The sequence below is a fragment of the Pectobacterium versatile genome (genome assembly GCF_020166435.1).
Lineage (GTDB): Bacteria > Pseudomonadota > Gammaproteobacteria > Enterobacterales > Enterobacteriaceae > Pectobacterium > Pectobacterium versatile.
In genome coordinates this window covers 15,263-41,172 of sequence record NZ_JAINZP010000010.1, presented here as the reverse complement: position 1 = coordinate 41,172, position 25,910 = coordinate 15,263, and the positions used below count along the sequence as shown (strand labels likewise).

The 25,910-nt window shown below is 51.8% G+C and carries 27 protein-coding genes; 16 read left to right on the top strand and 11 right to left on the bottom strand.

The features are described 5' to 3' along the window. Nucleotides 1-78: 78 nt before the first annotated feature. Nucleotides 79-567: an ATP-independent periplasmic protein-refolding chaperone Spy gene (spy, locus tag K7X24_RS13115; protein ID WP_224555262.1), complete on the bottom strand. Its 489-nt coding sequence runs from the start codon at nucleotides 565-567 to the stop codon at nucleotides 79-81. 227 nt (nucleotides 568-794) lie between these two features. Next, on the bottom strand, nucleotides 795-1,091 hold the full coding sequence (locus K7X24_RS13110; protein WP_224555260.1) for a hypothetical protein: 297 nt from the start codon (nucleotides 1,089-1,091) through the stop codon (nucleotides 795-797). Nucleotides 1,092-1,306: 215 nt separating this feature from the next. On the opposite strand from K7X24_RS13110, the gene K7X24_RS13105 reads away from it, so the two are divergent. Continuing rightward, entirely contained in the window at nucleotides 1,307-3,361 is a 2,055-nt protein-coding gene (locus tag K7X24_RS13105) for an NADPH-dependent 2,4-dienoyl-CoA reductase (RefSeq protein WP_224555259.1), read from the top strand. Between the two features lie 287 nt (nucleotides 3,362-3,648). Here K7X24_RS13105 and rlmG read toward each other — a convergent pair whose 3' ends face one another. Continuing rightward, nucleotides 3,649-4,788: a 23S rRNA (guanine(1835)-N(2))-methyltransferase RlmG gene (gene rlmG / locus K7X24_RS13100; protein ID WP_224555257.1), complete on the bottom strand. Its 1,140-nt coding sequence runs from the start codon at nucleotides 4,786-4,788 to the stop codon at nucleotides 3,649-3,651. A 162-nt stretch (nucleotides 4,789-4,950) separates the two neighbouring features. Here rlmG and K7X24_RS13095 point away from each other — a divergent pair, with 162 nt between their 5' ends. From K7X24_RS13095 to sstT, 3 genes are all read left to right on the top strand, one after another. Beyond that, nucleotides 4,951-5,949, top strand: a complete 999-nt coding sequence (locus K7X24_RS13095; RefSeq protein WP_224555255.1) for a Gfo/Idh/MocA family protein — start codon at nucleotides 4,951-4,953, stop codon at nucleotides 5,947-5,949. Between the two features lie 273 nt (nucleotides 5,950-6,222). Then, a complete protein-coding gene (locus K7X24_RS13090) occupies nucleotides 6,223-7,176 on the top strand; it encodes a TerC family protein (RefSeq protein WP_224555253.1) in 954 nt (317 codons plus the stop codon). 349 nt (nucleotides 7,177-7,525) lie between these two features. Further along, nucleotides 7,526-8,773: a serine/threonine transporter SstT gene (gene sstT, locus K7X24_RS13085; protein ID WP_224555252.1), complete on the top strand. Its 1,248-nt coding sequence runs from the start codon at nucleotides 7,526-7,528 to the stop codon at nucleotides 8,771-8,773. 60 nt (nucleotides 8,774-8,833) lie between these two features. On the opposite strand, the gene K7X24_RS13080 is transcribed toward sstT, so the two are convergent. The 4 genes from K7X24_RS13080 to uxaC all read right to left on the bottom strand — a co-directional run bounded on the left by K7X24_RS13080 (nucleotide 8,834) and on the right by uxaC (nucleotide 13,952). Beyond that, complete coding sequence (locus K7X24_RS13080) at nucleotides 8,834-9,364, bottom strand: YgjV family protein (RefSeq protein ID WP_014914081.1); 531 nt, start codon at nucleotides 9,362-9,364, stop codon at nucleotides 8,834-8,836. 89 nt (nucleotides 9,365-9,453) lie between these two features. Continuing rightward, on the bottom strand, nucleotides 9,454-10,944 hold the full coding sequence (locus K7X24_RS13075) for a UxaA family hydrolase (protein WP_224555251.1): 1,491 nt from the start codon (nucleotides 10,942-10,944) through the stop codon (nucleotides 9,454-9,456). 19 nt (nucleotides 10,945-10,963) lie between these two features. Next, complete coding sequence (locus K7X24_RS13070) at nucleotides 10,964-12,430, bottom strand: tagaturonate reductase (RefSeq protein WP_039543282.1); 1,467 nt, start codon at nucleotides 12,428-12,430, stop codon at nucleotides 10,964-10,966. A gap of 112 nt (nucleotides 12,431-12,542) precedes the next feature. Continuing rightward, nucleotides 12,543-13,952, bottom strand: a complete 1,410-nt coding sequence (uxaC, locus tag K7X24_RS13065) for a glucuronate isomerase (protein ID WP_103861471.1) — start codon at nucleotides 13,950-13,952, stop codon at nucleotides 12,543-12,545. Nucleotides 13,953-14,367: 415 nt separating this feature from the next. Here uxaC and K7X24_RS13060 point away from each other — a divergent pair, with 415 nt between their 5' ends. The 10 genes from K7X24_RS13060 (at nucleotide 14,368) to K7X24_RS13015 (ending at nucleotide 21,594) form a co-directional block, all read left to right on the top strand. Further along, the gene (locus K7X24_RS13060; protein WP_224555250.1) at nucleotides 14,368-15,672 is read left to right on the top strand and encodes an MFS transporter; all 1,305 of its coding nucleotides are present in this window, start codon (nucleotides 14,368-14,370) and stop codon (nucleotides 15,670-15,672) included. Nucleotides 15,673-15,878: 206 nt separating this feature from the next. Then, nucleotides 15,879-16,655, top strand: a complete 777-nt coding sequence (gene exuR, locus K7X24_RS13055; RefSeq protein ID WP_224555249.1) for a transcriptional regulator ExuR — start codon at nucleotides 15,879-15,881, stop codon at nucleotides 16,653-16,655. A 502-nt stretch (nucleotides 16,656-17,157) separates the two neighbouring features. After that, complete coding sequence (locus K7X24_RS13050) at nucleotides 17,158-17,841, top strand: DedA family protein (RefSeq protein WP_161528030.1); 684 nt, start codon at nucleotides 17,158-17,160, stop codon at nucleotides 17,839-17,841. 2 nt (nucleotides 17,842-17,843) lie between these two features. Further along, on the top strand, nucleotides 17,844-18,239 hold the full coding sequence (gene mzrA, locus K7X24_RS13045) for an EnvZ/OmpR regulon moderator MzrA (RefSeq protein WP_039504343.1): 396 nt from the start codon (nucleotides 17,844-17,846) through the stop codon (nucleotides 18,237-18,239). 5 nt (nucleotides 18,240-18,244) lie between these two features. Beyond that, entirely contained in the window at nucleotides 18,245-18,649 is a 405-nt protein-coding gene (locus tag K7X24_RS13040) for a DUF1090 domain-containing protein (protein ID WP_224555248.1), read from the top strand. Between the two features lie 175 nt (nucleotides 18,650-18,824). Beyond that, the gene (locus tag K7X24_RS13035; RefSeq protein WP_224555247.1) at nucleotides 18,825-19,130 is read left to right on the top strand and encodes a YqjD family protein; all 306 of its coding nucleotides are present in this window, start codon (nucleotides 18,825-18,827) and stop codon (nucleotides 19,128-19,130) included. A gap of 13 nt (nucleotides 19,131-19,143) precedes the next feature. Further along, the gene (locus K7X24_RS13030) at nucleotides 19,144-19,539 is read left to right on the top strand and encodes a phage holin family protein (RefSeq protein ID WP_224555246.1); all 396 of its coding nucleotides are present in this window, start codon (nucleotides 19,144-19,146) and stop codon (nucleotides 19,537-19,539) included. Further along, on the top strand, nucleotides 19,536-19,826 hold the full coding sequence (locus K7X24_RS13025; RefSeq protein WP_224555245.1) for a YqjK-like family protein: 291 nt from the start codon (nucleotides 19,536-19,538) through the stop codon (nucleotides 19,824-19,826). The genes K7X24_RS13030 and K7X24_RS13025 overlap by 4 nt, the downstream gene beginning before the upstream one ends. Before the next feature lie 273 nt (nucleotides 19,827-20,099). After that, nucleotides 20,100-20,495 (top strand): DoxX family protein, encoded by a 396-nt coding sequence (locus K7X24_RS13020; RefSeq protein WP_010298854.1) that lies wholly within the window; start codon nucleotides 20,100-20,102, stop codon nucleotides 20,493-20,495. A 103-nt stretch (nucleotides 20,496-20,598) separates the two neighbouring features. Beyond that, entirely contained in the window at nucleotides 20,599-21,594 is a 996-nt protein-coding gene (locus K7X24_RS13015; RefSeq protein ID WP_224555244.1) for a glutathione S-transferase family protein, read from the top strand. Nucleotides 21,595-21,675: 81 nt separating this feature from the next. Here the strand turns inward: K7X24_RS13015 and K7X24_RS13010 are convergent, their stop codons facing one another. After that, nucleotides 21,676-22,572 carry a LysR family transcriptional regulator gene (locus tag K7X24_RS13010; protein ID WP_224555242.1) on the bottom strand — a complete coding sequence of 299 codons (897 nt, stop codon included), beginning with the start codon at nucleotides 22,570-22,572 and terminating at the stop codon, nucleotides 21,676-21,678. Nucleotides 22,573-22,683: 111 nt separating this feature from the next. On the opposite strand from K7X24_RS13010, the gene K7X24_RS13005 reads away from it, so the two are divergent. Together K7X24_RS13005 and zur are read left to right on the top strand one after the other, a co-directional pair. After that, a complete protein-coding gene (locus K7X24_RS13005; RefSeq protein WP_224555241.1) occupies nucleotides 22,684-23,382 on the top strand; it encodes a pirin family protein in 699 nt (232 codons plus the stop codon). Nucleotides 23,383-23,520: 138 nt separating this feature from the next. Next, complete coding sequence (gene zur, locus K7X24_RS13000) at nucleotides 23,521-24,030, top strand: zinc uptake transcriptional repressor Zur (protein WP_010298842.1); 510 nt, start codon at nucleotides 23,521-23,523, stop codon at nucleotides 24,028-24,030. A 55-nt stretch (nucleotides 24,031-24,085) separates the two neighbouring features. Here zur and K7X24_RS12995 read toward each other — a convergent pair whose 3' ends face one another. The 3 genes from K7X24_RS12995 to K7X24_RS12985 all read right to left on the bottom strand — a co-directional run bounded on the left by K7X24_RS12995 (nucleotide 24,086) and on the right by K7X24_RS12985 (nucleotide 25,840). Next, on the bottom strand, nucleotides 24,086-24,295 hold the full coding sequence (locus tag K7X24_RS12995; protein ID WP_010298839.1) for a CsbD family protein: 210 nt from the start codon (nucleotides 24,293-24,295) through the stop codon (nucleotides 24,086-24,088). Between the two features lie 461 nt (nucleotides 24,296-24,756). Further along, nucleotides 24,757-25,365 carry a transcriptional repressor LexA gene (gene lexA, locus K7X24_RS12990; RefSeq protein WP_224555240.1) on the bottom strand — a complete coding sequence of 203 codons (609 nt, stop codon included), beginning with the start codon at nucleotides 25,363-25,365 and terminating at the stop codon, nucleotides 24,757-24,759. 109 nt (nucleotides 25,366-25,474) lie between these two features. Further along, nucleotides 25,475-25,840 (bottom strand): diacylglycerol kinase, encoded by a 366-nt coding sequence (locus K7X24_RS12985; protein WP_010298832.1) that lies wholly within the window; start codon nucleotides 25,838-25,840, stop codon nucleotides 25,475-25,477. Nucleotides 25,841-25,910 lie beyond the last annotated feature (70 nt).

Below are 25,910 nucleotides of genomic sequence, written 5' to 3'. Positions count from 1 at the left end.
CCCGTGAGGTAATACGTCAATCCGGTGGTCTACTGACTTGGGTATTTTAGCTATCGCGCCGATTCATGAAATAACGAGTTATTCCGCAGGAACGGGCTTGCCGTCAGGTTTTTGCGGTTGAGTCAGTCGCTTTTCAAAGTTGTCGTTGTACTGCTTCTTCTGTTCTGGCGTCAGAACGTTGTAAATTTTGTTTTTGGTTTCCAGTCCGTTAAGCATTCTGGCCTTGTGCGCGGCGTCGGCTTTATCCAACTGTGCCTGTGCTTTTGCGGCATCAAACGTATCGGAGGCGACCAGGCTATGCATATCGCGGCGGTCATCCTGCATCGCTTTGTGCATTTTCTCGCGGGAATCTTTCATGATGTCTTTAATTTGCTGCTTCTGCGCTTCCGTCAAATTCAGCTCCTTAAACATCGCATCCGGCCCCATCATGCCACGATGCTCCCGACCCTCTTTCATCATCATCTTGTGTTCCGGGCCAGGACCTTTCGGGGCATCACTAGCATGCGCGATACCTGCCGCGCCCAATGCTAAAGAAGAAGCAACCAGCATTGCAGTGAGTTTACGCATATTCTATTCCTCTCTCTGAATTGACTTGTCGACGGCGAGTGCCGTGCTACGAGACAAAGTATAGGCCCGACACCTTCAGTTAATTAGAGCAAGGGTAAATCTCTGCAAGTGTCGGCTCCACATTTGCGGCAATTATGGAGAATGAGGAGAAATTGTGTAAGGAAGCGGAAGCATTACGTTAACGAAATAGGGTGTTAACGACGCATCATAGTAATACTGCGGTGCAATTACCGAAGTGAACGCCTAAAGGCGGTGGCCTCTTGTGCCAACACATCAAGATGGGCATGAATGGCTTTCATTTTCTGAATCAGCGGATTGCGCTCCGGCGAACTATCCATCGCGCTCAGCTGCGCAGAGAGCCGTTCAATCTGCGTACAAAGGTAAGCGTCACGCTCTTTTGCCTGAAGTAATTGCTGCTGAAGGGACTGATGTTCCTGCCGCCACATCTGCTGCTGCCGCTGAACGCTTTGCTCTAACGCCTGAAGCGCACTATTCAGCCGATATTCCAACTCTTCCACCCGCATAACGATACCTTTGCCCAATAAACTCGCGGATTATAATGTGACACGCCCCTGACAACAAACACTCCAGCACACGACCCCTTGTCTACACGCGCTTCTCCCCGAGATTCGCAATGACATCAATCACAATAAATAAACATAAATTTCACAATTCCCTCAATTACCGCTAGATTGAACATCATGACTCATCAGACCAGTTAACTTCACCGGAGAGTGCAATGACTGCCTACCCCACGCTGCTTTCCCCACTCGATCTTGGCTTCACGACGTTAAAGAACCGCGTAGTGATGGGATCCATGCATACCGGTCTGGAAGAACACCCGGACGGCACCGAAAGGCTGGCGGCATTTTACCGTGAGCGCGCGCAGGGCGGCGTTGGCCTGATTGTCACAGGCGGCATTGCGCCAAACGCCAAAGGTGCCGTTGCCAAAGGCGGCGCGACCCTGCATGACGAGGCGCAGCTGGTGCATCATCAGGTTCTTACGCAGGCGGTACACGACGCAGGCGGAAAAATCGCGCTGCAAATTCTTCACGCCGGACGCTACAGTTATCAGCCCGATCCGGTTGCACCATCGGCTATTCAGGCACCGATTAACCGCTTTGCGCCACGAGAAATGAGTACGCAGGATATCGTGCAAACCATCAACGACTTTACCCGTTGCGCCGAATTGGCGCAGCAGGCCGGTTATGATGGCGTGGAAATCATGGGGTCGGAAGGTTACCTGATTAATCAGTTTCTGGTGACGCACACCAACCATCGAGATGACGAATGGGGCGGCGATTTTCAGCACCGTAGCCGCTTCGCACTTGAGATTGTTCGCGCCGTGCGGGAGCGAACAGGGCCGAACTTCATTCTGATTTATCGTTTATCCATGCTCGACCTGATAGAAGAAGGCTCAAGCTGGCAAGAAATTGTGCAACTGGCGCAGGCGATTGAGCAGGCAGGTGCAACGCTCATCAATACGGGTATCGGCTGGCATGAAGCGCGCATTCCGACTATCGCCACGCTGGTGCCGCGCGGTGCCTTCGGCTGGGTGACGGAGAAGCTGATGGGGAAAGTCCGCATCCCGCTGATTACCACCAACCGCATCAACGATCCCGGCGTGGCCGAGCAACTGCTGGCCGAAGGCTGTGCTGACATGGTGTCGATGGCTCGCCCTTTTCTCGCCGATGCGGAACTGGTGGCAAAAGCGCAATCGGGGCGTGCTGATGAAATCAATACCTGCATCGGCTGCAATCAGGCCTGCCTCGATCAGATTTTCGCTGGCAAGATCACGTCCTGTCTGGTCAACCCGCGCGCCTGCCACGAAACCGAACTGCCTATCCAACCCGCCAGAGTCGGTAAACGCTTTGCGGTAGTCGGCGCGGGGCCTGCTGGCATGGCTTTTGCCGTCAACGCCGCTGCACGCGGCCATCAGGTCACGCTGTTTGAATCGTCTTCCTATATCGGCGGACAGTTCAATATTGCCAAACAGATACCCGGCAAAGCGGAATTTTATGAAACGCTGCGCTACTACCGTCGGCAGCTAGAATTGCTCGGCGTCACGCTTCGCCTGAGCACGCAGGCAACCGCCGCCGATTTACTCGGTTTTGATGACGTGATTCTGGCCTGTGGCATCGTGCCGCGTATCCCCGCGATTACAGGCATCGATCACCCTAGCGTGCTGAGTTATCTGGACGTGCTGCGTGACAAAAAGCCTGTCGGCAAGCGGGTAGCCATTATCGGCGCAGGCGGCATCGGTTTTGATACCGCGCACTATCTTTTGAGTAAGAATGATCTTTTGAACAAGAATAATCGCCTTAATCCCCAGTCTTCTCAGGCTGGGCATGACGACTTTTATGCGGAATGGGGTATCGATAAACAATTGCAGCACCGGGGCGGCCTGCTGTCTCATCAACCTAGCGAGCTTCCCCATCAGCGGGACATTACGTTATTACAGCGAAAATCCGGCAAACCCGGTGAAAATCTGGGGAAAACGACAGGTTGGATACACCGCACCACGCTGCTGCGCCACGGCGTGACAATGCTGGACGGCGTGGAATATCACCATATTGATGATGAGGGACTGCACATCATCCACGACCAGCAACCACGCTGTTTGCCAGTGGATAACATCATTATCTGTGCCGGTCAAGAACCCAACCGTAAGCTGTATGACCCTTTACTGTCTGCTGGATGTCACGTTCATCTGATTGGCGGTGCCGATGTGGCGCAGGAGCTGGACGCTCGCCGGGCGATCGATCAGGCCACCCGGCTGGCGTTAACGCTGTAGTTTATACCCGTCATACTTCAAGTTGCATATGCGTTGGCTGCGCTCGTTACTCGGCTCATCCATGAGCCTCGCCCCGTCGGGGCCGCTGCGAGCAGCGTTCAAATCTGCTCCCGGCAGATTTGTCACCCGAATCACTTACCTGAGTAAGCTCATCGGGATTAAATGAGAGACATCCTGTCTCTCACCGGAGGCCAGCCGTTGGCTGGTCAAATTCGTTCCCGACGAATTTGTCCTTCGCTTGCCGCCTGCCTGAAACTCGAATTATTTAGGGTATAGACAAATTCAGCTTAGCGGGACGATCCCGTTTTAACCGCACGCAGTACAGCGAACTTCGTGTTGCTGGCGAGGGTTTCACAATTACCGAATAGACGCTTCAACTTGTGGAAATAATCCAGATGGCGATTCCCCACAATGCGCAGTTCTCCGCCAACCTGAAGGCAGCGGCGGGCATCCATAAACATCTGCCAGGCGATTTCATCAGTCACAGCCTGCTGTTGATGGAAGGGGGGATTACACAGCACCGCCTGCAACGTATCGCGCCTCACGCGAGACAATCCGTGGTTCACCACGAAGCTACAGCGCTCAATATCCTGCGGGCGGTTAACTTCAACGTTGATCTGGCTTGATGCCACCGCCATGTAGGATTCATCAAAGAAGCCGACAGTGGCTTCTGGGTTGGCTTCCAGCGCCGCCAGCCCAATAACGCCGTTACCACAGCCGAGATCGATGATCTTACCGTCTATCTGTTCCGGCAAATGCTGCATAAAGAAACGGGCGCCGATATCCAACCCATTACGCGAATACACGTTAGCATGATTTTGAATGCGATAACCGTAACCATCCAGCTCCCACTCAGTAGTAAGTGACTGCTCACTGACTTTTAGTTCCGCCCACTCACAGTGAACCAGACGCGCCTTTTTCCAGGCCAGCGAGGTTTTCGTCGGCCCCATCACGCGTTCAAACAGTTGCAGTGTAGAAGTATGAATATCCCGAGCTTTCGCCCCGGCGATGATGCGCGTTTGCGGCGTAACGACCTTACGCAACATTCTCAACTGGTGTTCCAGCAGCGCGATCGTTTTCGGTATTTTTATCACCACCAGCGCGGGCGCAGCGGGTAGATCCGCCATGCTATCCAACAACGTTACCGCATCGGCATCATAACCGTTCAGTTCCAGATTATGTCGCGTCGCCAGTTGGCTGAGATAAGAGTCACTGATACTGACGGGCGATTGCGCCTGTAAACCGCAGGCCAGCGCACCAAACGTATCATTGAAAATCAGGCGCGGGCCCGGCGCGATTTCCATGCTAGCCAGTTCACGCAGCAGATATTCATCTGCGGCATCCCACGCCTGTAGCGCCGAGTTTTCAGCGACCTGAGGGTAACGCACCAACGTCAGGTTGCACGTTTCCAATTCGAGTTGGCTCATTAGCCTCTCCTGCATCATAAAATTTGCGCTGTTTATCCCTTAAAATAGCCCGTCAGTAAATGCTTTTCTCTGCCGGAATGGGAAATGATTGACGTTGCCTTGTCATTTCACCGTGATAATCTGCATAGTCATGCATGAATGCTTTCAGGATACCAAACGCTTATGATTCGCTTCGCTATTGTAGGAACCAGTTGGATCACCCGTCAGTTTGTTGATGCCGCCCATGAAACCGGTAAGTTGAAGCTCACCGCCATCTATTCCCGAACGGTAGAAAAAGCGCAGCCGTTTCAAGCCGATTATATGGTGGATACGCTATTTGATTCTCTGGAAGCCATGGCGAAATCCGATCTTATCGACGCCGTCTATCTGGCCAGCCCTAACTCACTGCACTGCGAACAGGCGCTGCTTTTCCTGAGTCACGGTAAGCACGTCATCTGTGAAAAACCACTGGCTTCCAACCGCTATGAAGTCGAACAAATGATAGCCTGCGCCAGAGAAAATCAAGTTGTGCTGTTTGAGGCGTTCAAAACCGCCAGCCTACCCAACTTTAGCGTGGTACAGCAGGCACTGCCGAAAGTCGGCAGGTTGCGTAAAGTGGTGCTGAGTTACTGCCAGTATTCCTCGCGCTACCCGCGCTATCTGGCAGGTGAGAATCCCAACACGTTCAATCCGACGTTCTCCAACGGTTCCATCATGGATATCGGCTACTACTGTCTGGCCTTCGCCGTAGCGCTGTGGGGCGAACCGTGCACCACGCAGGCCAGTGCGACACTGCTGGAAAGCGGCGTCGACGCACATGGCAGCATCATCCTGAATTACGGCGATTTCGATGTGACCATCGTCCACTCCAAAGTCAGCCACTCCGCTATTCCTAGCGAAATTCAAGGGGAAGACGGTTCGCTGGTGATTGAAAAAGTGTCCGAATGCCATAACGTGAAATTCATTCCGCGTGAAGGCAAGCAGGTGGATCTCAGCCAGCCACAGCATATCAACAGCATGCTGTACGAAGCTGAAGTCTTTGCCACGCTGGTGAACAATAACAACATTAACCATGCGGAACTGGCGCGCTCACGCACCGTCGCCGGACTGCTGACGGAAATTCGCCGCCAAACGGGTGTGGTATTCCCAGCCGATTCTGCCACGCTGGGAAATGCAGAGTGAATAACGCGATAATTATTTGACCAGGATCGTCTTTTCACCTATCTTCAGTCAGGCAAAGGGGAGTAACTTTTCCGCCAGCTAATCGTCATTACGATGCGTACCGCATCCGGTTACTGGGCAACTTTGATGAAAAGCTTCATTCTTAATGAAACAGTTTCATTAATGTTGTAAGTGAGACCTTGCCGGAAGGCGAGGTGCATTTGCAGCTTTAATAACAAGCGGCCAGCGTCCTTCCGATGTTGGCCGTTTTTGTTTCTATTTAAGGATCTTGCTATGCACACCATCGGCACGCCATGGTTATGGGGCAGCTTCGCTGCCATTGTTATAGTGATGCTGGCCATCGACCTACTCTATCAAGGGCGAAAAGGGTCGACGGTAATGACGTTCAGACAGGCTGCCGTCTGGTCTATCATCTGGGTCACGCTCTCTCTGCTGTTCAACGCCGGTTTCTGGTGGTATCTGGACAGCACATTAGGTCGCGAAGTTGCTAACGCGCAGTCACTGGCCTTCCTGACCGGTTATTTGATCGAGAAAGCCCTCGCCGTCGATAACGTCTTCGTCTGGCTGATGCTGTTCGGCTACTTCGCTGTTCCCCCACAATACCAACGTCGCGTGCTGATTTACGGTGTGTTGGGTGCCATCGTTCTCAGAACGCTGATGGTGTTTGGTGGCAGTTGGCTCGTCACGCAATTCCAGTGGCTACTTTACGTGTTCGGCGCGTTCCTACTGTTCACCGGCCTTAAAATGGCGTTGGCTAAAGAAGGTGATGGGGCGATCGGTGACAAACCGCTGGTGCGCTGGCTGCGTAGCCGTCTGCGTATGACGGATAGCATTGAGAATGACAAATTCTTCGTCCGTCGTAACGGCATCCTGTATGCCACACCGCTGTTTCTGGTGCTGATTATGGTTGAAATCAGCGACGTGATTTTCGCCGTAGACAGTATCCCAGCTATTTTCGCCGTCACGACCGATCCCTTTATCGTGCTGACGTCGAACCTGTTCGCTATTCTGGGCTTGCGTGCGATGTACTTCCTGCTGGCTGGCGTGGCTGAACGTTTCTCCCTGTTGAAATATGGTTTGGCCGTTATCCTGATCTTTATTGGTACCAAGATGATGCTCATCGACATTTTCCATATTCCAGTAGCGATTTCTCTGGGTGTCGTTGCCAGCATTCTGGTCATCACCATGCTGATCAACGTCTGGGTGAACAAACGCGCCGAGCGTTAATCCTTTTCTCTTGCCTCCTCTCCGCACGGCTTCAGCTGTGCGGAGACGTTTTCCCATTAATGCTTTCTACATTCACGCGTTTCGACACACGCCCTACGCGAAAATCAGCGCTACGTCATAAAAAACGTCGGGAGCGTTTTTCAACGTTGCATAGCAACGGCCCGTAGGGTGACGGACAAGGATGTCCGTCATAAAAAACCACATCGCCGCTTTTCTCAAAAAAAATTTTTCATATACTGATACACGCAAACACATTTAGTTACGGAAATAACAAAGTCGCCCAGCACATGCCAGAGGTGTCATATCCGTACAGACAACCACTTAGCGGAACAGTTACATCGGCAAAACTATGGAAACTCAACACTCTCGTTTTTTGCAGTACATTACTCACGGCAGCCTGGTTAAACAGATTCTTCTGGGGCTTGCGGCTGGTATTATTCTGGCTTCACTGTCCACGCAGGCTGCGCTGGCGGCGGGCTTATTGGGAACGCTGTTCGTCGGCGCATTGAAAGCCGTCGCCCCCATTCTGGTATTAGTGCTGGTCATGGCGTCTATCGCTAACCACCAGCAAGGGCAGAAAACCAATATCCGCCCTGTCCTGTTTCTCTACCTTATCGGCACTTTCTCGGCAGCGCTGATTGCCGTCGTGCTAAGTGTTCTTTTCCCTTCTACGCTGACGCTCAACGCCCAGGCCAACGACATCACGCCGCCATCAGGCATTGTCGAAGTGCTGGAGGGGCTGTTGATGAGCGTCATTGCCAACCCGATTCATGCGCTGCTGAATGCAAATTACATCGGCATTCTGGTTTGGGCCATTGGGCTGGGCATTGCGTTCCGTCGCGGTTCGGACAGTACAAAGAGCCTGATTACTGATGCCTCCAACGCAGTTACCTCGATCGTTCGCGTGGTGATCCGTTTCGCACCGCTGGGGATTTTCGGTCTGGTCGCCTCAACGCTGGCGGAAACGGGCTTCGGCGCACTGTGGGGCTATGCCCATCTGCTGATGGTGCTCATCGGCGGCATGCTGCTGGTCGCGCTGGCGGTCAACCCACTGATCGTCTACTGGAAGATTCGCAGCAACCCTTATCCGCTGGTGCTGCGCTGCCTGCGTGAGAGCGGTGTGACAGCCTTCTTTACCCGCAGCTCTGCCGCCAACATTCCGGTGAATATGGAACTGTGCCGCAAGCTGAATCTGGATGAAGACACCTATTCTGTCGCCATCCCGCTGGGCGCAACCATCAATATGGCGGGCGCAGCAATTACTATCACGGTGCTGACGCTCGCCGCCGCACATACGCTGGGTATTCAGATTGACGTGCCGACCGCGCTGTTGCTCAGCGTCGTCGCTTCACTGTGTGCCTGTGGTGCATCAGGCGTAGCGGGCGGGTCACTGTTACTGATTCCGCTGGCATGCAGCATGTTTGGTATCTCCAATGATATCGCCATGCAGGTGGTTGCGGTTGGCTTCATCATCGGCGTTTTGCAGGACTCGGCAGAAACCGCGGTGAATTCCTCGACGGACGTGATATTCATCGCCGCCGTGTGCCATGCAGAAGACGCCAAGCTGGCGGAAAAAGAACGCTTGAATTTGCTGTAATTGATTAGGATTGATTATCAGCCGCTCGCTTAAAAACGAGCGGCCCTAAAGTGCCTGAAATTACGCTTTGTTCTCTACGCTAAAAGGATCGATACCGCGCTGCTGCATGCGCCAGAAGCGGATGATGTTAAAGCCGTTCATCAGCAGGAAACTGCCTTCGATCAACGAGCCGCCAATCGAGCCCAACCAGATATTATGCGCAACCCAGCAGGCGGTTGAGCACCACATCACGCAGCGCGTCGTCAGCCCAGAAGTACGGAACAGCGCCCAGGTACTGGCGACGGTGCCCGCGATCGGCAGCAATTCCATCGCATGGTTCATGCCCGACAAACCAAAGAGCAGCGTCAGTGAGATAAAGACAAACATCACAAGGATGTTGTGTGTTTTCAGTGAAATAAGCGTACGTGCCGAGTTCAACAATGCGCTGGCACCTGCCGCATTTGCCCCCATCAAGAAGAAATGCAGACCAATGACGGCGCTGTATGCCGAGAGCTGTATTTTGAATTTTTGATCGTTACGGTTGAAGAACATGGTGATACCGACCAGAAATGCCAGTACACCAACAGACTGGGCAATCCAATAATGTGTCATGATCCCTGCCTCTAAAAAGTTGTGGCGAAAAAAAACGGCGTCATTATAAAAATGAAACGCCGTTTTATTTTAATTGGAATAAATGTAATTTACAACGTCACGCCGCTCTTAAATATCGCTAATTCACGGAAGTCGTTCACCTCATTCTTCGTACGCTTGCCGTCAGCAATCTCGACAATCAGATCCACGAACTGGCTCAACAGTTCATCCATCGGCATGTCGTGGATCAGACGTCCCGCATCGAAATCAATCCAATGTGGTTTCTTCTTCGCCAGTTCGCTGTTGGTCGCCAGTTTTACGGTAGGCACGAACCCACCGTAAGGCGTACCGCGACCGGTACTGAACAGCACCATATGGCAACCGGCACCCGCCAGCGCGCTGGTTGCGACGGCATCATTCCCCGGAGCGCTGAGCAGGTTGAGCCCTGGGGTATGTAAGCGCTCACCATATTTCAGTACGTCCACCACCTTGCTCTGTCCGGCTTTTTGCGTACAGCCCAGTGATTTCTCTTCCAGCGTGGTGATCCCCCCCGCTTTGTTACCCGGCGATGGGTTCTCGTAAATCGGCTGGTTGTGCGCGATGAAGTACTGTTTGAAGTCGTTCACCATGTGCACGGTTTTCTCAAACGTGGCTTCGTCACGGCAACGGCTCATCAGAATACGTTCCGCACCGAACATTTCCGGCACTTCGGTCAGCACGGTGGTGCCACCGTTCTCAATCAGATAGTCGGAGAAACGGCCTAACAGCGGGTTGGCAGTAATACCAGACAGCCCATCAGAGCCACCGCATTCCAGACCAAACTTCAGCTCGCTCAGCTTACCCGGCTCGCGTTTGTCATGGCGCATCGCCTCATACAGCGTATGCAGACGCTCCAGACCGGCTTCGACTTCGTCGTCCTGCTGCTGGCACACCATGAACGTCACACGATCGGAATCAAAATCGCCCAGCGTCGTACGGAAGGCGTCAACCTGATTGTTCTCACAGCCCAGACCGATCACCAGTACGGCACCCGCATTCGGGTGACGCACCATGTTTTGCAGCATCGTACGGGTGTTTTCGTGATCCTGACCGAGCTGTGAGCAGCCGAAGGTATGGCTGAACAGGTAAACGCCGTCGATCCCTTCCGCATCGTTGGTTTCTTTCAGGAAACGCTGCTGAATCTGGCGGGCAATCCCGTTCACGCAGCCGACGGTAGGCAGGATCCACAGCTCATTACGGATACCGACATCGCCATTTTGGCGGCGATAGAGCTGCACATCCCGATCGCCCATCTGCGGCGGCAGTTCGAGAAATTCTGGTTCATACTGATATTCATCCAGATCGCTCAGATTGGTTTTCGCATTCTGGGAATGGATGTGTTCTCCGGGAGCAATAGACACCAACGCATGGCCGATCGGCAGGCCATACTTGGTAATCATTTCTCCCGGTGCGATGGTTTCCAGCGCGAACTTATGTCCGCGCACGACAGGTTGCTGAAGTGTCACCGTATGGCTATCCACCGACACCGTTTCGCCTTGCTCAACATCACGCAGGGCGACAGCCACATTGTCCAGAGAATGAATTTTTATAATACTTTGCATGGATAACCCTTCTTACTGATTAGCAATAACCTTCCACGGCTGCGCGCATGCCGCGCTCAACGATGGTTTGCAACTGTTCAGTCACCTGCGCAGCCAAGCCAGGAACCTGTGTTAAATCCTGTTCCCAGTGATCGGCATCACGCAGTACGACATTCACCAACTCAGCCAGGCTGACGGTGTTTTCTTTTACGCCCGCCCACAGCGTGGAATAACGCTCCAGCCAGTGTGCATCGTCCTGCAATGGATAGGTTTGTAACGCATCGCCTTCACCGCTGCGCTCGCCGCGATAGAATGCAATCAAGGCCGCCAGCGCAAACGTCAAGCGAGCAGGCAGTTCACCGTGACGCTCACGGTAGGTCAGCAACTGCGGCAGAATACGGGTGCGGAATTTGGTCATGCCATTCAGCGAGATAGATAACAGCTGATGCTGAATGAACGGGTTACGGAAGCGGCTTAGTACAGCCTGAGCAAACGACGTCAGTTCGTCATGAGGCAGATCCAGTACCGGCACAATCTCTTCGGCAATGGTCTTTTCTACGAATTTGCCGATCAGGGCATCATTCATCGATTCTCCAACGGTATCCAGACCTGCGAGGAATGCCACCGGCACCAGCGCGGTATGGGCACCGTTGAGAATCGCCACTTTACGTTCTTTGTACGGCTTGATGTCATCAACGATACGAACGTTCAGATCCAGCTTGTTCAGACGTAATTCTTCCGCCAGCCACTGTGGCCCCTGAATCACGAACAGGTAGAAGTGTTCCGCCGTATCCCAGAAGGTATCCTTGTAGCCCATCTCCTGCTCTAGCGCTTCCACTTCGGCACGCGGATAACCCGTGACAATACGGTCCACCAGCGTCGAACAGAAAGTGTTGTGGTCGTTCAGCCAAGCGGTAAACGTTGGCGTCAGTTTCCACTGTGCGGCATAGCGCAGCACCAGCTCTTTCAGCGCCACGCCGTTGTAATCAATCAGTTCACACGGCAGCAATACCCAACCTTTATCCGCCGCACCGTCAAAATGACAAAAGCGCTCATACAGCAGACGGGTTAATTTCGCCGGGAAGCTGACAGGCGGCGCGTCGTTCAGGCGGTCATCTGCGTGATAGCTGATACCCGCTTCGGTGGTATTGGAGAACACGAAGCGGATATTCGGATCGTGCGCCAGCGCCAGATACTCATCGAACTGACGGTACACGTTGATTTCACGGTTCACCGAACGGATCAGACGGGGTTCACGCACCGCTTCACCCTGCTCGTTTAGACCACGAATAATGGTGGTGTACAGCCCATCCTGAGTGTCCAGCGCGGGTGGGAAATCGGAATCGATCGGGCGAACAACGACAATGCCCGCATCCAGATCGGTGTGCTCATTCAGCAAATCCAACTGCCAGTCAACGAAAGCACGCAGGAAGTTGCCTTCACCAAACTGGATAACACGATCTGGGTGTTGACGACCGGGGAAGTTACGACGATTTAACGTTTGCATTAACAGACTACCTTAAGACAAAAGACCGAGACATCGAGAGTCACGGCGTAAGCCCCTTTGGGAATCTTACTGCCGCGCCCTCGCGCAATTCACACCTTACGACGCCGTGGAATTACAGCTCGATGGCAAAATAGTTTTTAGCGTTATCGAAACTGATGTTTTTCACCATTTCGCCCAGCAAAGGCAGATCGGCTGGCGCTTCGCCATCTTCCACCCAGCGGCCAATCATCTGGCACAGGATGCGGCGGAAATATTCATGACGGGTATAAGACAGGAAGCTGCGGCTATCGGTCAGCATGCCGACAAAGCGGCTCAGTAGGCCAAGCTGTGCTAACTGGGTCATCTGACGTTGCATGCCGTCCTTCTGATCGTTGAACCACCAGCCGGAACCGAACTGCATCTTGCCCGGCATCCCTTCGCCCTGGAAGTTGCCGATCATGGTACCGAGCACTTCGTTATCGCGCGGGTTCAGGCAATAAAGGATGGTTTTCGGCAGCAGGTTTTCTTCATTCTGTTTGCTGAGCAGACGAGACAGTTCCTGAGCCAGCGGACGGTCATTGATGGAATCGAAGCCCACATCCGGCCCCAGCAGCTTGAACTGGCGCAGGTTGTTGTTACGCAGAGCACCAATGTGATACTGCTGAACCCAGCCGCGACGGGCATATTCCGCACCCAGCCAGACCAGAACGCCGGTCTTGAACTGTGCCACTTCATGTTCACTTAGCGTTTCGCCCGCAAGACGACGCGCCAGAATTTTATCCAGAGCGGCGTCATCCGCTTCGGCAAACATCACCACATCCAGCGCGTGGTCAGACACTTTACAGCCGTGTGCGGCGAAGTGATCCAGACGCTTGGTCAGCGCCGTTTGCAGATCGCTGAAACGACGAATGTCGGTGTCAGAGACTTCACCCAGTTTCGCCATATAGTCGTTGAAGGTTGCCAGTTCAATGTTGAACGCTTTATCTGGGCGCCAGCTCGGCAACACTTTGATAGAGAAGCTTGAATCCTGAGCAACGGTTTTATGGTGGCGCAGATCGTCAATCGGATCGTCTGTCGTACCGACCATTTTCACGTTCATCTGCTGCATGATGCCGCGCGCGGTAAAGTCATCGCGCTCCAACATGGCATTACAACGATCCCAAATGTCTTTTGCCGTGCTCGGCGACAGCAGCGTGCCGGTTACACCGAACGGACGACGCAGTTCCAGATGTGTCCAGTGGTAGAGCGGGTTGCCGATGGTGTGCGGCACGGTAGCGGCCCAGGCTTCAAATTTTTCCCAATCGCTGGCATCACCCGTACACAAACGTTCAGGCACGCCGTTGGTGCGCATCGCGCGCCACTTGTAGTGATCGCCTTTCAGCCAGATGTCATACAAATTTTTGAAGCGATAGTTTTCCGCGATCTGCTCAGGCGGCAAATGGCAGTGATAGTCAAATATCGGTTGATCGACGGCATACTCGTGATAAAGACGACGGGCAAATTCACTGTCTAACAGAAAATCTTCACTCAGAAACTGGGGCATGTTCTCTTCCTTACCGTGCTTCTTGTGCACCAAATTAGTTGACCGTTAAAAGATATCACACCAATTATGCGCGATATCTCACAGTATTTGTGAGGTCATGATCGCAAAAATGTAACAAAAAGTACAATAACTCAGCGTTTATCGCCGAAAACGGCTTATTTCTCTCGGTTTAAACGAGGAATCCGCTATTCCATATAAAAATAATGGTTTTGTGATATCACTCAACTTTTAAAGTTGTATGACAAATTATTGTAGCGCTGCCTTAAGCAGGGATTCAATCGCTATCTCACAAAGAGAAGGGGTTTCCTGTTCAGTACAACAACAAAACGTGTCGCACGACATCACAAGACACATCACACCCTGATGCCACCCAAGAGCCATTACGGTGTTTTTTATTGACTCGGAGAGAAAATAAATGCGTAAAATCAAAGGATTACGCTGGTACATGATCGGCCTGGTGACCATTGGCACCGTGCTGGGATATCTGACGCGTAATGCAATGTCTGTTGCCGCACCGACGCTACAAGATCAGTTGCACATCACGACACAGCAGTATTCTTACATCGTTGCTGCCTACTCAGCTTGTTATACCATTATGCAGCCCATCGCTGGCTATGTACTGGATTTGCTTGGCACAAAAATCGGCTATGCCATGTTCGCCATTCTGTGGGCCATCTGCTGTATGGGCACCGCGCTGGCAAACAGCTGGGGGGGTTTAGCGATCGCCCGCGGCGCTGTCGGTATGGCAGAAGCGGCCATGATCCCTGCTGGCCTGAAAGCCAGTAGCGAATGGTTTCCGGCAAAAGAGCGATCTGTTGCGGTGGGTTACTTCAACGTGGGGTCATCCATCGGCGCCATGATCGCGCCACCGCTGGTGGTCTGGGCGATTGTGGCACACAGCTGGGAAATGGCCTTCATCATTACTGGTGTGCTGAGCCTGATCTGGGCCCTCTGCTGGCTCGTTTTCTATAAGCACCCGAAAGATCAGAAAAAACTCAGCGACGAAGAGCGCGACTACATTCTTAGCGGGCAGGAAGCACAGCACCAAACCAATAACGCGAAAAAAATGTCCGCCTTGCAGATCCTGCGTAACCGCCAATTCTGGGGTATCGCACTGCCGCGTTTTCTGGCTGAACCCGCTTGGGGGACTTTCAATGCATGGATTCCGCTGTTCATGTTTAAAGCCTACGGATTTAACCTGAAAGAAATCGCCATGTTCGCCTGGATGCCGATGCTGTTCGCCGATATCGGCTGCATTCTGGGCGGTTACTTGCCAATGCTGTTCCAAAAGCATTTCAAAGTGAATCTGATCGTTTCCCGCAAAATGGTCGTCACGATGGGTGCGGTACTAATGATTGCACCGGGCATGATCGGGCTGTTCTCCAGCCCTTACGTCGCCATCGCCCTGCTGTGCGTCGGTGGTTTCGCGCACCAGTCGCTGTCCGGCGCACTGATTACCCTGTCATCCGACGTATTTGGTCGTAATGAAGTGGCGACCGCGAACGGTTTGACCGGCATGGCAGCCTGGATGGCAAGCACCCTGTTTGCTCTGGTTGTGGGCGCACTGGCCGACACGATGGGCTTCAGCCCGCTGTTCGCGGCACTGGCCGTCTTTGACCTGTTGGGTGCTATCGTCATCTGGACCGTGTTGAAAAACCAACCAGCATCAGAAGTCGCCGCCGCGGCTGAAACATTGAAAGAAGCCAACCAACACGGATAATCCCTGCATTATCCTGGCTCATTCGGTATGATCTGCGACTGGGTGAGCCACCTCCCTCCGATAACACACTGCGATAACTGTGACCACAACATTGGTTGCTGCTATGATTAAGTGGTATAACAAATCATCCCTCAAAGATTAACGAGATAGACACTCAGGCCCTGACGTGGCACATGGACCGTCATCTATCGAGAGTAGACATCATCATGGCACTCACTGAACCCCGACGGCTATACCAGCAGTTAGCCGCAGAATTAAAACAGCGCATCGAGAGCGGTATGTATCAGGTCGGCGAAAAATTACCGGCAGAGCGCTATATTTCTGAAGAAATGAACGTCAGTCGCACCGTAGTGCGAGAAGCCATCATCATGCTGGAAGTCGAAGGGTACGTTGAAGTACGCAAAGGTTCAGGCATTCATGTTATTTCCAATCAGCAGAAAAACCCGTTCATTAATAGCAGTGATAGTGAATTCGTCGCCGCTGGCCCGTTTGAACTGCTTCAGGCACGTCAACTGATTGAAAGTAATATTGCTGAATTTGCGGCCACGCAGGTGACCCGCCAGGACATCATCCAGTTGATGGAAATTCAGGAGTATGCACGTCAGGAAGATCGCTTCCGTGATTCTCAATGGGATCTTAAATTCCACGTTCAGGTCGCGCTGGCAACGCAAAACTCCGCGATGGCGACCATCGTTGAGAAAATGTGGAGCCAACGGATCCACAACCCTTACTGGCGCAAACTGCATGAGCACATTGACGATAAGTCGATTGAAAGCTGGTGCGAAGAGCACGACCGCATTCTTAAGGCACTGATTAGAAAAGATCCTTATGCTGCCAAGCTGGCAATGTGGCAACATCTGGAAAATACCAAACAAATGCTGTTTCGCGCCACAACCGATGATTTCGAGTTTAACGTCGATCGCTATATGTTCGCCGAAAACCCAGTCGTTCACCTCGATCAAATACACACCGGCAAACCCTAAACACACATCTTCCCCCTTATTTTTAACGAAGGGGGAAAGTTTTGTACGAAAGGCAAAAGGTCAGAAAACGTTGATTTCTGTCAGTGAGTGTAAAATATCGCAGAAATCCCAATTCTTCCGCAAAAACCCCCCTAAACCGCCTCAGTTGTCGTAATATTTTTCTGTCTCAGCAACACCTATTTTGTTACAGTTGACGCGTCTTTCTTATGCTTAATCCGTTGCTTTGGATGCAAAGTCTGCCAAGACCGAACAATCCTCAAGCGGCCTGTTTATCGGGTTCGCAGCGAAAAGCGAGCATCAAGTCAGACACCCAGCGTCACTATCGGGCGGAAAAAACAGAGATCATTAAAAAATCATAATCCTGTGCCCTGATATACCCTAAATAATTCGAGTTTCAGGCAACTTGAAGTATGACGGGATTAACACTGTATTCACTCTTGTCATGTCCAGAAGCATGATTATCGCCAAGGCTAAAATGAAACAGCAGTATTAGGAATACCGGATGGAATTAATCAAAGAACTGTTAAACGCACTCTGGCATCAGGATTTCGATATTTTAGCTGACCCGAAGCTGGTATGGACCATCTACATATTACTGTTTCTGATTATCTTTCTGGAAAATGGCCTGCTCCCCGCCGCTTTCCTGCCCGGCGATAGCCTGCTCATTTTGGTCGGCGTCCTCGTCGCCAAGGGCACAATGAATTACCCTTTTACGATATTTCTCCTGACGACGGCCGCCAGCCTCGGCTGTTGGGCAAGCTATATTCAGGGGAAATGGCTTGGCAATACGGGAGTGGTTCAGGGTTGGCTATCACATTTGCCCGCGCACTATCACCAACGTGCCCACCAGCTCTTCCATCGTCATGGTCTGTCCGCACTTTTAGTGGGCCGTTTTCTGGCTTTTGTCAGAACGTTACTCCCAACCATCGCAGGCTTATCTGGCCTGAATAACGCGCGCTTTCAGTTCTTTAACTGGATGAGCGGGTTCCTGTGGGTGTTTATTCTGGTTACGCTGGGATACGCCTTAGGGAAAACAACGGTCTTCCTGAAATATGAAGACGAGCTGATGCTCTGCCTGATGATACTGCCGCTGGCCCTGCTGTTTATCGGCCTGTTTGGATCGCTTTTTGTCCTGTGGCGTAAAAAACGTGACGCTAAAGCAGATAATGCAGAAAAAGGGAGCTAACCGTGTCAATTAGCGGGTTATTCTCTAAGCTCTTCTCCAGAAAAGCGGGTCGCATACTGCTATTGCTTGCGCTGCCGATGATTGCATTGACACAGTCCCAGTCACTACGCCGTTCCCAAGACGATGCTATGCTACACATCAAGCCTTATGACGGTGCCGCGTTGCCAGATGGCTTTTACGTGTATCAGCGTCTCAATGAGAAAGGGATTGCGATCAAAAGCATTACGCCAGAGCAAGATAGCCTCATTGTGCGTCTGGCCTCGCCAGAACAAAGTATCGCTGCCAGAGATGTCCTGCGTTTATCTCTACCTAAAGTCACGATTACTGCGCAGCAAGTGACAACCCCGACACCGTTCTGGCAGCAGAAACTGACACAGAAACAATCCAAACTGGGGTGACGACTATGAAATTATTTCCATCGCAACTATCTCCATCCATTATTGCTTTATCCGTCCTGCTTTCCGGTCATGCGTTGGCCAATACCGCCAATCAGGTAGAGACCTGTCAGCAGAAAGCGCAAGATATTCAGCGCCAAATCGATGAAGCGCGTAAGCACGGCAATCAGAACCGCATCAGTGGCTTAGAGAAGGCGCTGGACGGCGTGAAAACCCACTGTACGGATGCTGGGTTAGCAGAGAAACGTCAGGAAACCATTGCGGAAAAACGCAAAGACGTCGCTGAACGGCAGCAAGAACTAAATGAAAGCCGCCAGAAAGGGGATGACGCCGACAAGATCCTCAAGCGTGAAAGAAAGCTGGCTGAAGCCGAGCAGGAATTACGCGCCGCGGAACATGCCGCATCGCAATAACCCATCAATAGATTGCCCTGATAAAACACACGGCAACTGTTCATTTTGTATTCAAAAACCAAATCACTAAAATTTACAGCGAGTTATCAGAATTGTCCGTACCCGTTTGGGGCAGCATAAATCACAGTATCAGCTATAGTTAACATTCAGGTTTATAACATGAAGGGTTATTAATATGGCTAAAGATCAAAATTCTGAGTACCTACGCGCCGAATTGAAATCACTGGCGGACACGCTGGAAGAAGTATTAAGCACCTCCAGCGATAAATCTAAAGCGGAACTCGATAAGCTGCGCAATAAAGCAGAAAGCGCACTGAAAGAAACCCGCAGTCGCCTGAGCGATACGGGTGAGCGCATCGCTTCACATACGAAAGAAGCGGTTGAATCGGCGGACGATTATGTACGCCAGAATCCGTGGACCGGTGTCGGCATTGGCGCAGCAGTCGGTGTCGTGCTTGGCGTCCTGCTGTCTCGTCGCTAATTAGCGGATTGCTATGACGGATAAATCACAACAAGGCCCCGCAAGCGGGGTCATAGTTTCTGCTCAGCGCATCATCTCTATTATTGTCAGCATGGTGGAAAGCCGTGTTCGACTGGCCGTCATTGAATTAGAGGAAGAGAAAGCTAATCTGATTCAGTTGCTGATTATGGTCGGCCTGACGCTGCTTTTTGCCGCTTTTGGCATTATGAGCCTGATTGCGCTGATCATCTGGGGCATCGACCCACAATATCGCCTTTTTGCGTTAGGCTGTATTACCGCCACATTGCTTGGTCTGGCGCTGATAGGCGGCATATGGACACTCCTGAAGGTACGTCGTTCCACCTTACTCAAAGCGACGCGTAAGGAGCTGGCGACCGACAGATCGCTGCTGGAGGAAGATCCCAAATGAGCCAGCGTCAGCAGCGAGACAGAGAAAAAGCCCAGCTACTGCGTCAGATACAGCGGCAGCGGCTGGATTTATCGGCAGGTAAAAAACACTGGCTGGATACCACCGCCCGTTACGATCGCGGCTGGCAAAGCCTGATGCAGTGGCGTAAATACTGGATCGTGGGCTCCAGCCTCGTGGCGCTCTATGGCGTGCGCCATCCTAGCCGCATGATCCGCTGGGGACGCCGCCTCGTCGGGCTGTGGGGGACATTCAGGCTCGTCCGTAAAACGTTTGAGCCACGTCCGTAATCCTTCCTATCACCTCGGCTACCTGCCTTACCTATACACCACTTTTCATCTGACTTTTACCTAACGCGCTCACGCCATGACAGCGCGTTCTTGCCGAATTAACTGAACATCAATTTTTCTGAAATAAAGCAACAATTATACTCGCTGGCAGCGTAAATCATCTCTCTATACTATCTGCCCATAACTTGATGGCGGGCAAAATTTTCAGACAATACCTGCTACAACAAACACAATAGGGCCGTATAGCCCAAAACAAAATCAATTGGAGAGATGATGAAAAATTTAGAAAGCACCGCACTGCTGGTTGCACGTATCTTAATGCCGATTCTGTTTATCGTTGCAGGTTACGGTAAGCTGGGTGATGCCTATGCGGGCACACAACAATACATGCAGGCGATGGGCGTACCGACCTTTCTGCTGCCACTGACCATTCTGCTGGAACTGGGTGGTGGCCTGGCTGTTCTGTTCGGTCTGCTGACGCGTACTGTCGCGCTGTTCACTGCCGGCTTTACACTGCTGACTGCATTGATTTTCCACTCTAACTTTGCGGAAGGCATGAACCAACTGATGTTCATGAAAAACCTGACCATCGCTGGCGGCTACCTCTTGCTGGCTGTCACTGGCCCAGGCGCATTCAGTATCGACCGCCTGCTGGGCAAAAAGTGGTAAGACGAGCCTTTTCCGGCCTGTACTACACTTAATAGTCGAATAACGAATGAGACGGCAAGCACACAAGGCTTGCCGTCGTTTTATCATCACTCACGGAGGATTTATGGGACAACTGGTTGACGGCGTATGGCACGATACCTGGTATGAAACCAAATCTACCGGCGGCCATTTTAAGCGTTCAGAATCTGCATTCCGCAACTGGGTAACGCCCGATGGTGCACCCGGCCTCACCGGCACAGGTGGCTTTCCTGCCCAGTCCGGCCGTTATCATCTCTATGTTTCGCTCGCCTGCCCGTGGGCACACCGCACGCTGCTCATGCGGCAGTTGAAAGGGTTAACGGATCACATCGCCGTTTCGGTAGTTCATCCGCTCATGCTCGATCACGGCTGGACGTTCGGTACCGATTTTGAAGCAGCAACGGGTGACTCACTCTATCAGCACGAATTCCTCTACCAGCTCTACCTGCACGCTATGCCAAACTACAGCGGTCGGGTGACCGTGCCTGTCCTGTGGGATACCGAGCAGCACACCATCGTCAGTAACGAATCCGCCGATATCATCCGCATGCTGAACAGCGCTTTTGATGGCGTGGGATCAACGGCGGGAGATTATTACCCAGAAGCGCTACGCGCTCAGATTGACGAATTGAACGGCTGGATTTACGACAAGGTCAATAACGGTGTGTACAAAGCCGGTTTTGCGACAAGCCAGTCAGCCTATGATGAATCCGCCACGACCGTTTTCGCCGCGTTATCCGATCTGGAAAGCATTCTGGCAAAACAGCGCTATCTGACGGGTGAGCAGTTAACAGAAGCCGACCTGCGGCTGTGGACGACGCTGATCCGTTTCGATCCGGTCTATCACACGCATTTTAAATGCGATAAATATCGCCTGAGCGATTATCCAAATCTGTTCGGTTTTCTGCGTGATATTTATCAGATACCAGGCATCGCCGATACCGTCGATATGGCGCACATTCGTCACCACTACTATCGTAGCCACGGCACGATTAATCCGCATGGCGTGATTTCGCTGGGTCCAGAGCAAGATCTGAACCAGCCTCACCACCGTGATAAGACGTTTGTCGATTTATACTAAGGTTTTGTCGATTTGAGCTAAACAGTCGTGAAATACAGAGGCAAGGTGTGGAACCACACCTTGCCTCAGAAAATGCAGGATTTAGGGCTGGTTCAGCAGTTTTGGAATTTCACGCAGGAACCAGGATTTCGCCTCGCCCATGCTGTCTCGCCGCCACGCCATAATAATCTGGCTTTCCATCTGATGCTCTGGCCCAACCACTAGTAAACGTCCTTCGGCGATGTCTTGCGCCACCATCGGATAAGGCATAGTCGCGACACCTAATCCAGCAAGCAGCGCACGCCGTTTATCATCCAACGAACTCACCGTCAGACGCTGTTGTTTATCCAACAATTGCACGGTCAGTACCGGACGTTCACGCGCAGTGTCTGCCATCGCAATCCCGCGATATTTTACACGGGTCGCGTCTGACAGCGGCTCTGGCTCTTGGTGAATAGGATGCTCTGGGCTGGCAACATAAACGTTATCCAACGTGTACAGCTTGCGGGTATTCATTTCAGAAGACGCGCGAAAATGCATGTCCGGCGCAATCACGATATCGGCGCGTCCTTGCTCAAGACGCTCCCACGCTCCCGCCAGTACTTCCGTCAGAATCGATACCTGCGTATTCGCTTTGAGCGCCAGCTTATCGATTAATGGGAAAATCCGCTGAGTCGGAATCAAGGCTTCCGTCACAATCGTCAAGTGCGTTTCCCAACCGCGCGCTAGCGCCTCAGCATCGGTGGTGAGCTTATCTGCGGCTTCCAGCAAGATACGTCCGCGTTCCAACAACATGCGTCCAACATTCGTGAATTTAGTACGATGCCCAGAACGATCAAACAATACCACATCTAACTCTTCTTCCAGTTTTTGCATGGTATAGCTCAGTGCCGAAGGCACTCTACCCAGCTCGTCTGCCGCGGCGGCAAAGCTGCCACGACGATCGATCGCATCCATCACCCTCAAGGCTTCCAGCGTCAACGCTCGTTCTCTCGCCATCTTCGTACTCATTCAGGAATTTTGAACATACCCACCAGATTAACTAGCTAACAATCCAACGTCCACACAATTACTATCGGTTTAATAAATAATTCTCTGGGGGTAAAAGTCATGATCACACGAAGAGCAGCGGGGCAATGCGGCCAGGCCGACTATGGCTGGTTGCAGGCGCGCTATACCTTTTCTTTTGGTCACTATTTTGACCCACAGCTGCTGGGCTACGCGTCTCTGCGCGTGCTCAATCAGGAAGTATTGGCACCGGGGGCATCATTCCAGCCGCGAACCTACCCACGGGTTGATATTCTGAACATTATTCTTCAGGGCGAAGCGGAATACCGCGACAGCAACGGTTGCCACATTCAGGCTAAAGCCGGAGATGTGCTGCTACTCGCTACTCAGCCAAACGTCAGCTATAGCGAGCATAATACCAGTGCCAATAAGCCGCTGACGCGCCTGCAATTATGGCTGAATGCCTGCCAGACCCGAGAGAACAGCCCGTTGCAGCGCATGGGCTTGAATTCAGCCAACCATACTCTGCTTGCCTCACCGGAAGGTGAACACAATAGCCTGCAACTGCGTCAGCAGGTTTGGGTTCATCATGTCGACCTCCAGCAGAATGAGCAAAGCACAATCGCGCTACAGGGAAATCAGGCGTACCTCCAATTGATCCACGGTTCAATGGCGGTAAAAGGCAATCTGAACAGTGAAACACTACACTGCGGCGACGGTGCCTTCATTAAGGAAGAAACGGCGTTGACGCTACAGGTAGAGTCGCCTTTGCGGGCGCTGCTCATCGATCTGGTCGTGTAGCACGTCTGTCCATTGTTTTTGCAGGGAGTTATTTTTGCAGGGAGTTGTTTTCGCAGGAAAACGCCGCCAGTTCGGCGTTTTTATTCAGTCGTGGTAAGATATCCGTCTTGTTCCTCAACGCGTCAGGGTGATATGACAATGGATTCAACCAAACAGGACAAACTTCTTGCCCAGGCTGAACAGATTTGTCAGCAGCGCGCTGTGCGTCTAACGCCACAGCGGTTAGAGGTTTTACGCCTTATGGCACAGCAGTCCGGTGCTATCAGCGCTTATGACCTGCTGGACCTGCTACGCGTTTCAGAACCTCAGGCGAAACCGCCGACTGTCTATCGCGCGCTGGATTTTCTGCTGGAACAAGGCTTTATTCATCGAGTCGAATCAAACAACAGCTACGTGCTGTGTCACCATATCGAAGACCACAGCCACACGTCCGCCCTTTTCATCTGCGACCGCTGCGGGCAAGTCACAGAACGTCAAACCGAAGGTGTGGAAGAAACGCTGCGTAGTCTGGCACAGCAGTCAGGGTTTACGCTGCGTCACAGCGTGGTGGAAGCACACGGGTTGTGCGGAGGCTGTCAGGAAGTTGCATCATGCAAACAGCCGGATCATTGCGATCACGACCATACCGTCCCCATTAAAAAACGATAGCCCAAGGGCTATCGTTTTCTCTGTGGAGAGACATCACCTTTGTAACCAGTGATAGCTACCAGTGATATTTGTGGTGCTCTTCCCAGTGTTTCACTTCTTTCTCTGCCGCTTCTTTTGCATACCCGTAACGCTCCTGGATTCTACCCACCAGTTGGTCACGTTTACCTTCGATGACCGTCAGATCGTCATCCGTTAATTTGCCCCATTGCTCTTTCGCTTTACCCTTAAACTGTTTCCAGTTACCGCTGGCTTGGTCTTTATTCATAAGAATCTCCGTACCTTAGGTGCATTGCGCATAAAAAATCGTGACTACCGACTTATGCGTCAGTTTCAGATAAATAGATTTATTCAGTAAGCAGCATCATAACTCTGTGAACCATGACGGTGCTCTTCGCCACTGTCTCCCTTAATTACCGAGCTATCTAAATGTGATGGCTAATGATCAATCGACAAACGATAAATCAAGATAAAAATGCTTACCTTGGTAAAAATTATAGTCGAATATTTCATTTAATATGAAAAATCAGAAATCTGTGACTAGAGCGGACGTTGAAAAAGAGAAAATCACCGCAAAAAGCAGTGAAAAAACAGAGGATAATGGGGATCGTAGAAAATGCGCGCGAAATGTAACTAAATATATATGACTAGCAGATTAATATGCTAAACGATGAATACAAAACATGATGCACTGACCCAAACAGACGAGCAGTGCATCTCTGCGAATGGTTAGCTCCAGTCGCTGTTACGAATCACGCCAACTGCTAAGCCTTCTATCGAAAAGCTTTGCTGACGCAGATCGACAACAATAGGGGCAAACTCTTCATTTTCAGCGAGGAGGTGTACCGTATTGCCCTGCTTTTTCAAGCGTTTCACCGTCACTTCATCGTCAATACGCGCGACGACAATCTGACCGTTGCGCACATCTTCTGTTTTATGCACGGCCAGTAAATCGCCATCCATAATACCGATATTTTTCATCGACATGCCGCTCACCCGCAGCAAAAAATCAGCGCTGGGTTTGAACATCACAGGGTCAACCTGATAGCGACACTCGATGTGTTCCTGTGCCAGCAGGGGTTCACCTGCGGCCACGCGACCAACCAGAGGAATACCCGTCTCTTCTTCCATCAGTAGACGAATACCACGAGAAGCACCCGATACAATTTCAATCACACCTTTACGCGCCAGCGCTTTCAGATGTTCTTCAGCCGCATTAGGAGAGCGAAACCCCAGTTGTTGAGCAATTTCCGCACGCGTTGGCGGCATTCCGGTTTGCGCAATATGATCGCGGATCAGGTCATAAACCTGCTGCTGCCTTGCTGTTAATACTTTCATTCCGCCCCCTGGTTGTTTATACAGTCTTGCTGTGAGTATATACAGGTAAGGCACAATTGGGAATGAAGATATCGGCAAAGCCCTGACTTTTACTCATTTATGCGCGCCGTCAGGCAAAATGTTGCCAGAGGATACTGCCCCACACGACAGCAGCTAACAAGATGGCAACAAAGACAGCGGCCGATCCGATATCTTTCGCCCGACCGGATAATTCGTGATGCTCAGGCCCAATGCGATCAACGACCGCTTCAATGGCGCTATTCGCCAGTTCAAACAGCATAATCAGCACCACAGACCCAATCAGCAGCAGTTTTTCGACCAACGTAACCGGCAGTAAACACGCGATAATCACGCCGACAAGGGTCAGTATCGTTTCCTGACGAAACGCAGCCTCATGCTGCCACGCCTGCTTCAGCCCCTTAAAGGAATAACCGGTCGCCTTAATAATCCGGGTCATCCCCGTTGCTTTATTCATTTATCCTCCATTTATTTATATGCTAAATAATTCGCATTTTAACGCACCTACGTTGTCTCATCACCACAGA

What these genes read in the sequence shown, in the direction of transcription:
- spy (WP_224555262.1), bottom strand. Translation starts at nt 567, where the DNA reads ATGCGTAAACTCACTGCAATGCTGGTTGCTTCTTCTTTAGCATTGGGC.
- K7X24_RS13110 (WP_224555260.1), bottom strand. Translation starts at nt 1,091, where the DNA reads ATGCGGGTGGAAGAGTTGGAATATCGGCTGAATAGTGCGCTTCAGGCG.
- K7X24_RS13105 (WP_224555259.1), top strand. Translation starts at nt 1,307, where the DNA reads ATGACTGCCTACCCCACGCTGCTTTCCCCACTCGATCTTGGCTTCACG.
- rlmG (WP_224555257.1), bottom strand. Translation starts at nt 4,788, where the DNA reads ATGAGCCAACTCGAATTGGAAACGTGCAACCTGACGTTGGTGCGTTAC.
- K7X24_RS13095 (WP_224555255.1), top strand. Translation starts at nt 4,951, where the DNA reads ATGATTCGCTTCGCTATTGTAGGAACCAGTTGGATCACCCGTCAGTTT.
- K7X24_RS13090 (WP_224555253.1), top strand. Translation starts at nt 6,223, where the DNA reads ATGCACACCATCGGCACGCCATGGTTATGGGGCAGCTTCGCTGCCATT.
- sstT (WP_224555252.1), top strand. Translation starts at nt 7,526, where the DNA reads ATGGAAACTCAACACTCTCGTTTTTTGCAGTACATTACTCACGGCAGC.
- K7X24_RS13080 (WP_014914081.1), bottom strand. Translation starts at nt 9,364, where the DNA reads ATGACACATTATTGGATTGCCCAGTCTGTTGGTGTACTGGCATTTCTG.
- K7X24_RS13075 (WP_224555251.1), bottom strand. Translation starts at nt 10,944, where the DNA reads ATGCAAAGTATTATAAAAATTCATTCTCTGGACAATGTGGCTGTCGCC.
- K7X24_RS13070 (WP_039543282.1), bottom strand. Translation starts at nt 12,430, where the DNA reads ATGCAAACGTTAAATCGTCGTAACTTCCCCGGTCGTCAACACCCAGAT.
- uxaC (WP_103861471.1), bottom strand. Translation starts at nt 13,952, where the DNA reads ATGCCCCAGTTTCTGAGTGAAGATTTTCTGTTAGACAGTGAATTTGCC.
- K7X24_RS13060 (WP_224555250.1), top strand. Translation starts at nt 14,368, where the DNA reads ATGCGTAAAATCAAAGGATTACGCTGGTACATGATCGGCCTGGTGACC.
- exuR (WP_224555249.1), top strand. Translation starts at nt 15,879, where the DNA reads ATGGCACTCACTGAACCCCGACGGCTATACCAGCAGTTAGCCGCAGAA.
- K7X24_RS13050 (WP_161528030.1), top strand. Translation starts at nt 17,158, where the DNA reads ATGGAATTAATCAAAGAACTGTTAAACGCACTCTGGCATCAGGATTTC.
- K7X24_RS13040 (WP_224555248.1), top strand. Translation starts at nt 18,245, where the DNA reads ATGAAATTATTTCCATCGCAACTATCTCCATCCATTATTGCTTTATCC.
- K7X24_RS13035 (WP_224555247.1), top strand. Translation starts at nt 18,825, where the DNA reads ATGGCTAAAGATCAAAATTCTGAGTACCTACGCGCCGAATTGAAATCA.
- K7X24_RS13030 (WP_224555246.1), top strand. Translation starts at nt 19,144, where the DNA reads ATGACGGATAAATCACAACAAGGCCCCGCAAGCGGGGTCATAGTTTCT.
- K7X24_RS13025 (WP_224555245.1), top strand. Translation starts at nt 19,536, where the DNA reads ATGAGCCAGCGTCAGCAGCGAGACAGAGAAAAAGCCCAGCTACTGCGT.
- K7X24_RS13020 (WP_010298854.1), top strand. Translation starts at nt 20,100, where the DNA reads ATGAAAAATTTAGAAAGCACCGCACTGCTGGTTGCACGTATCTTAATG.
- K7X24_RS13015 (WP_224555244.1), top strand. Translation starts at nt 20,599, where the DNA reads ATGGGACAACTGGTTGACGGCGTATGGCACGATACCTGGTATGAAACC.
- K7X24_RS13010 (WP_224555242.1), bottom strand. Translation starts at nt 22,572, where the DNA reads ATGGCGAGAGAACGAGCGTTGACGCTGGAAGCCTTGAGGGTGATGGAT.
- K7X24_RS13005 (WP_224555241.1), top strand. Translation starts at nt 22,684, where the DNA reads ATGATCACACGAAGAGCAGCGGGGCAATGCGGCCAGGCCGACTATGGC.
- zur (WP_010298842.1), top strand. Translation starts at nt 23,521, where the DNA reads ATGGATTCAACCAAACAGGACAAACTTCTTGCCCAGGCTGAACAGATT.
- K7X24_RS12995 (WP_010298839.1), bottom strand. Translation starts at nt 24,295, where the DNA reads ATGAATAAAGACCAAGCCAGCGGTAACTGGAAACAGTTTAAGGGTAAA.
- lexA (WP_224555240.1), bottom strand. Translation starts at nt 25,365, where the DNA reads ATGAAAGTATTAACAGCAAGGCAGCAGCAGGTTTATGACCTGATCCGC.
- K7X24_RS12985 (WP_010298832.1), bottom strand. Translation starts at nt 25,840, where the DNA reads ATGAATAAAGCAACGGGGATGACCCGGATTATTAAGGCGACCGGTTAT.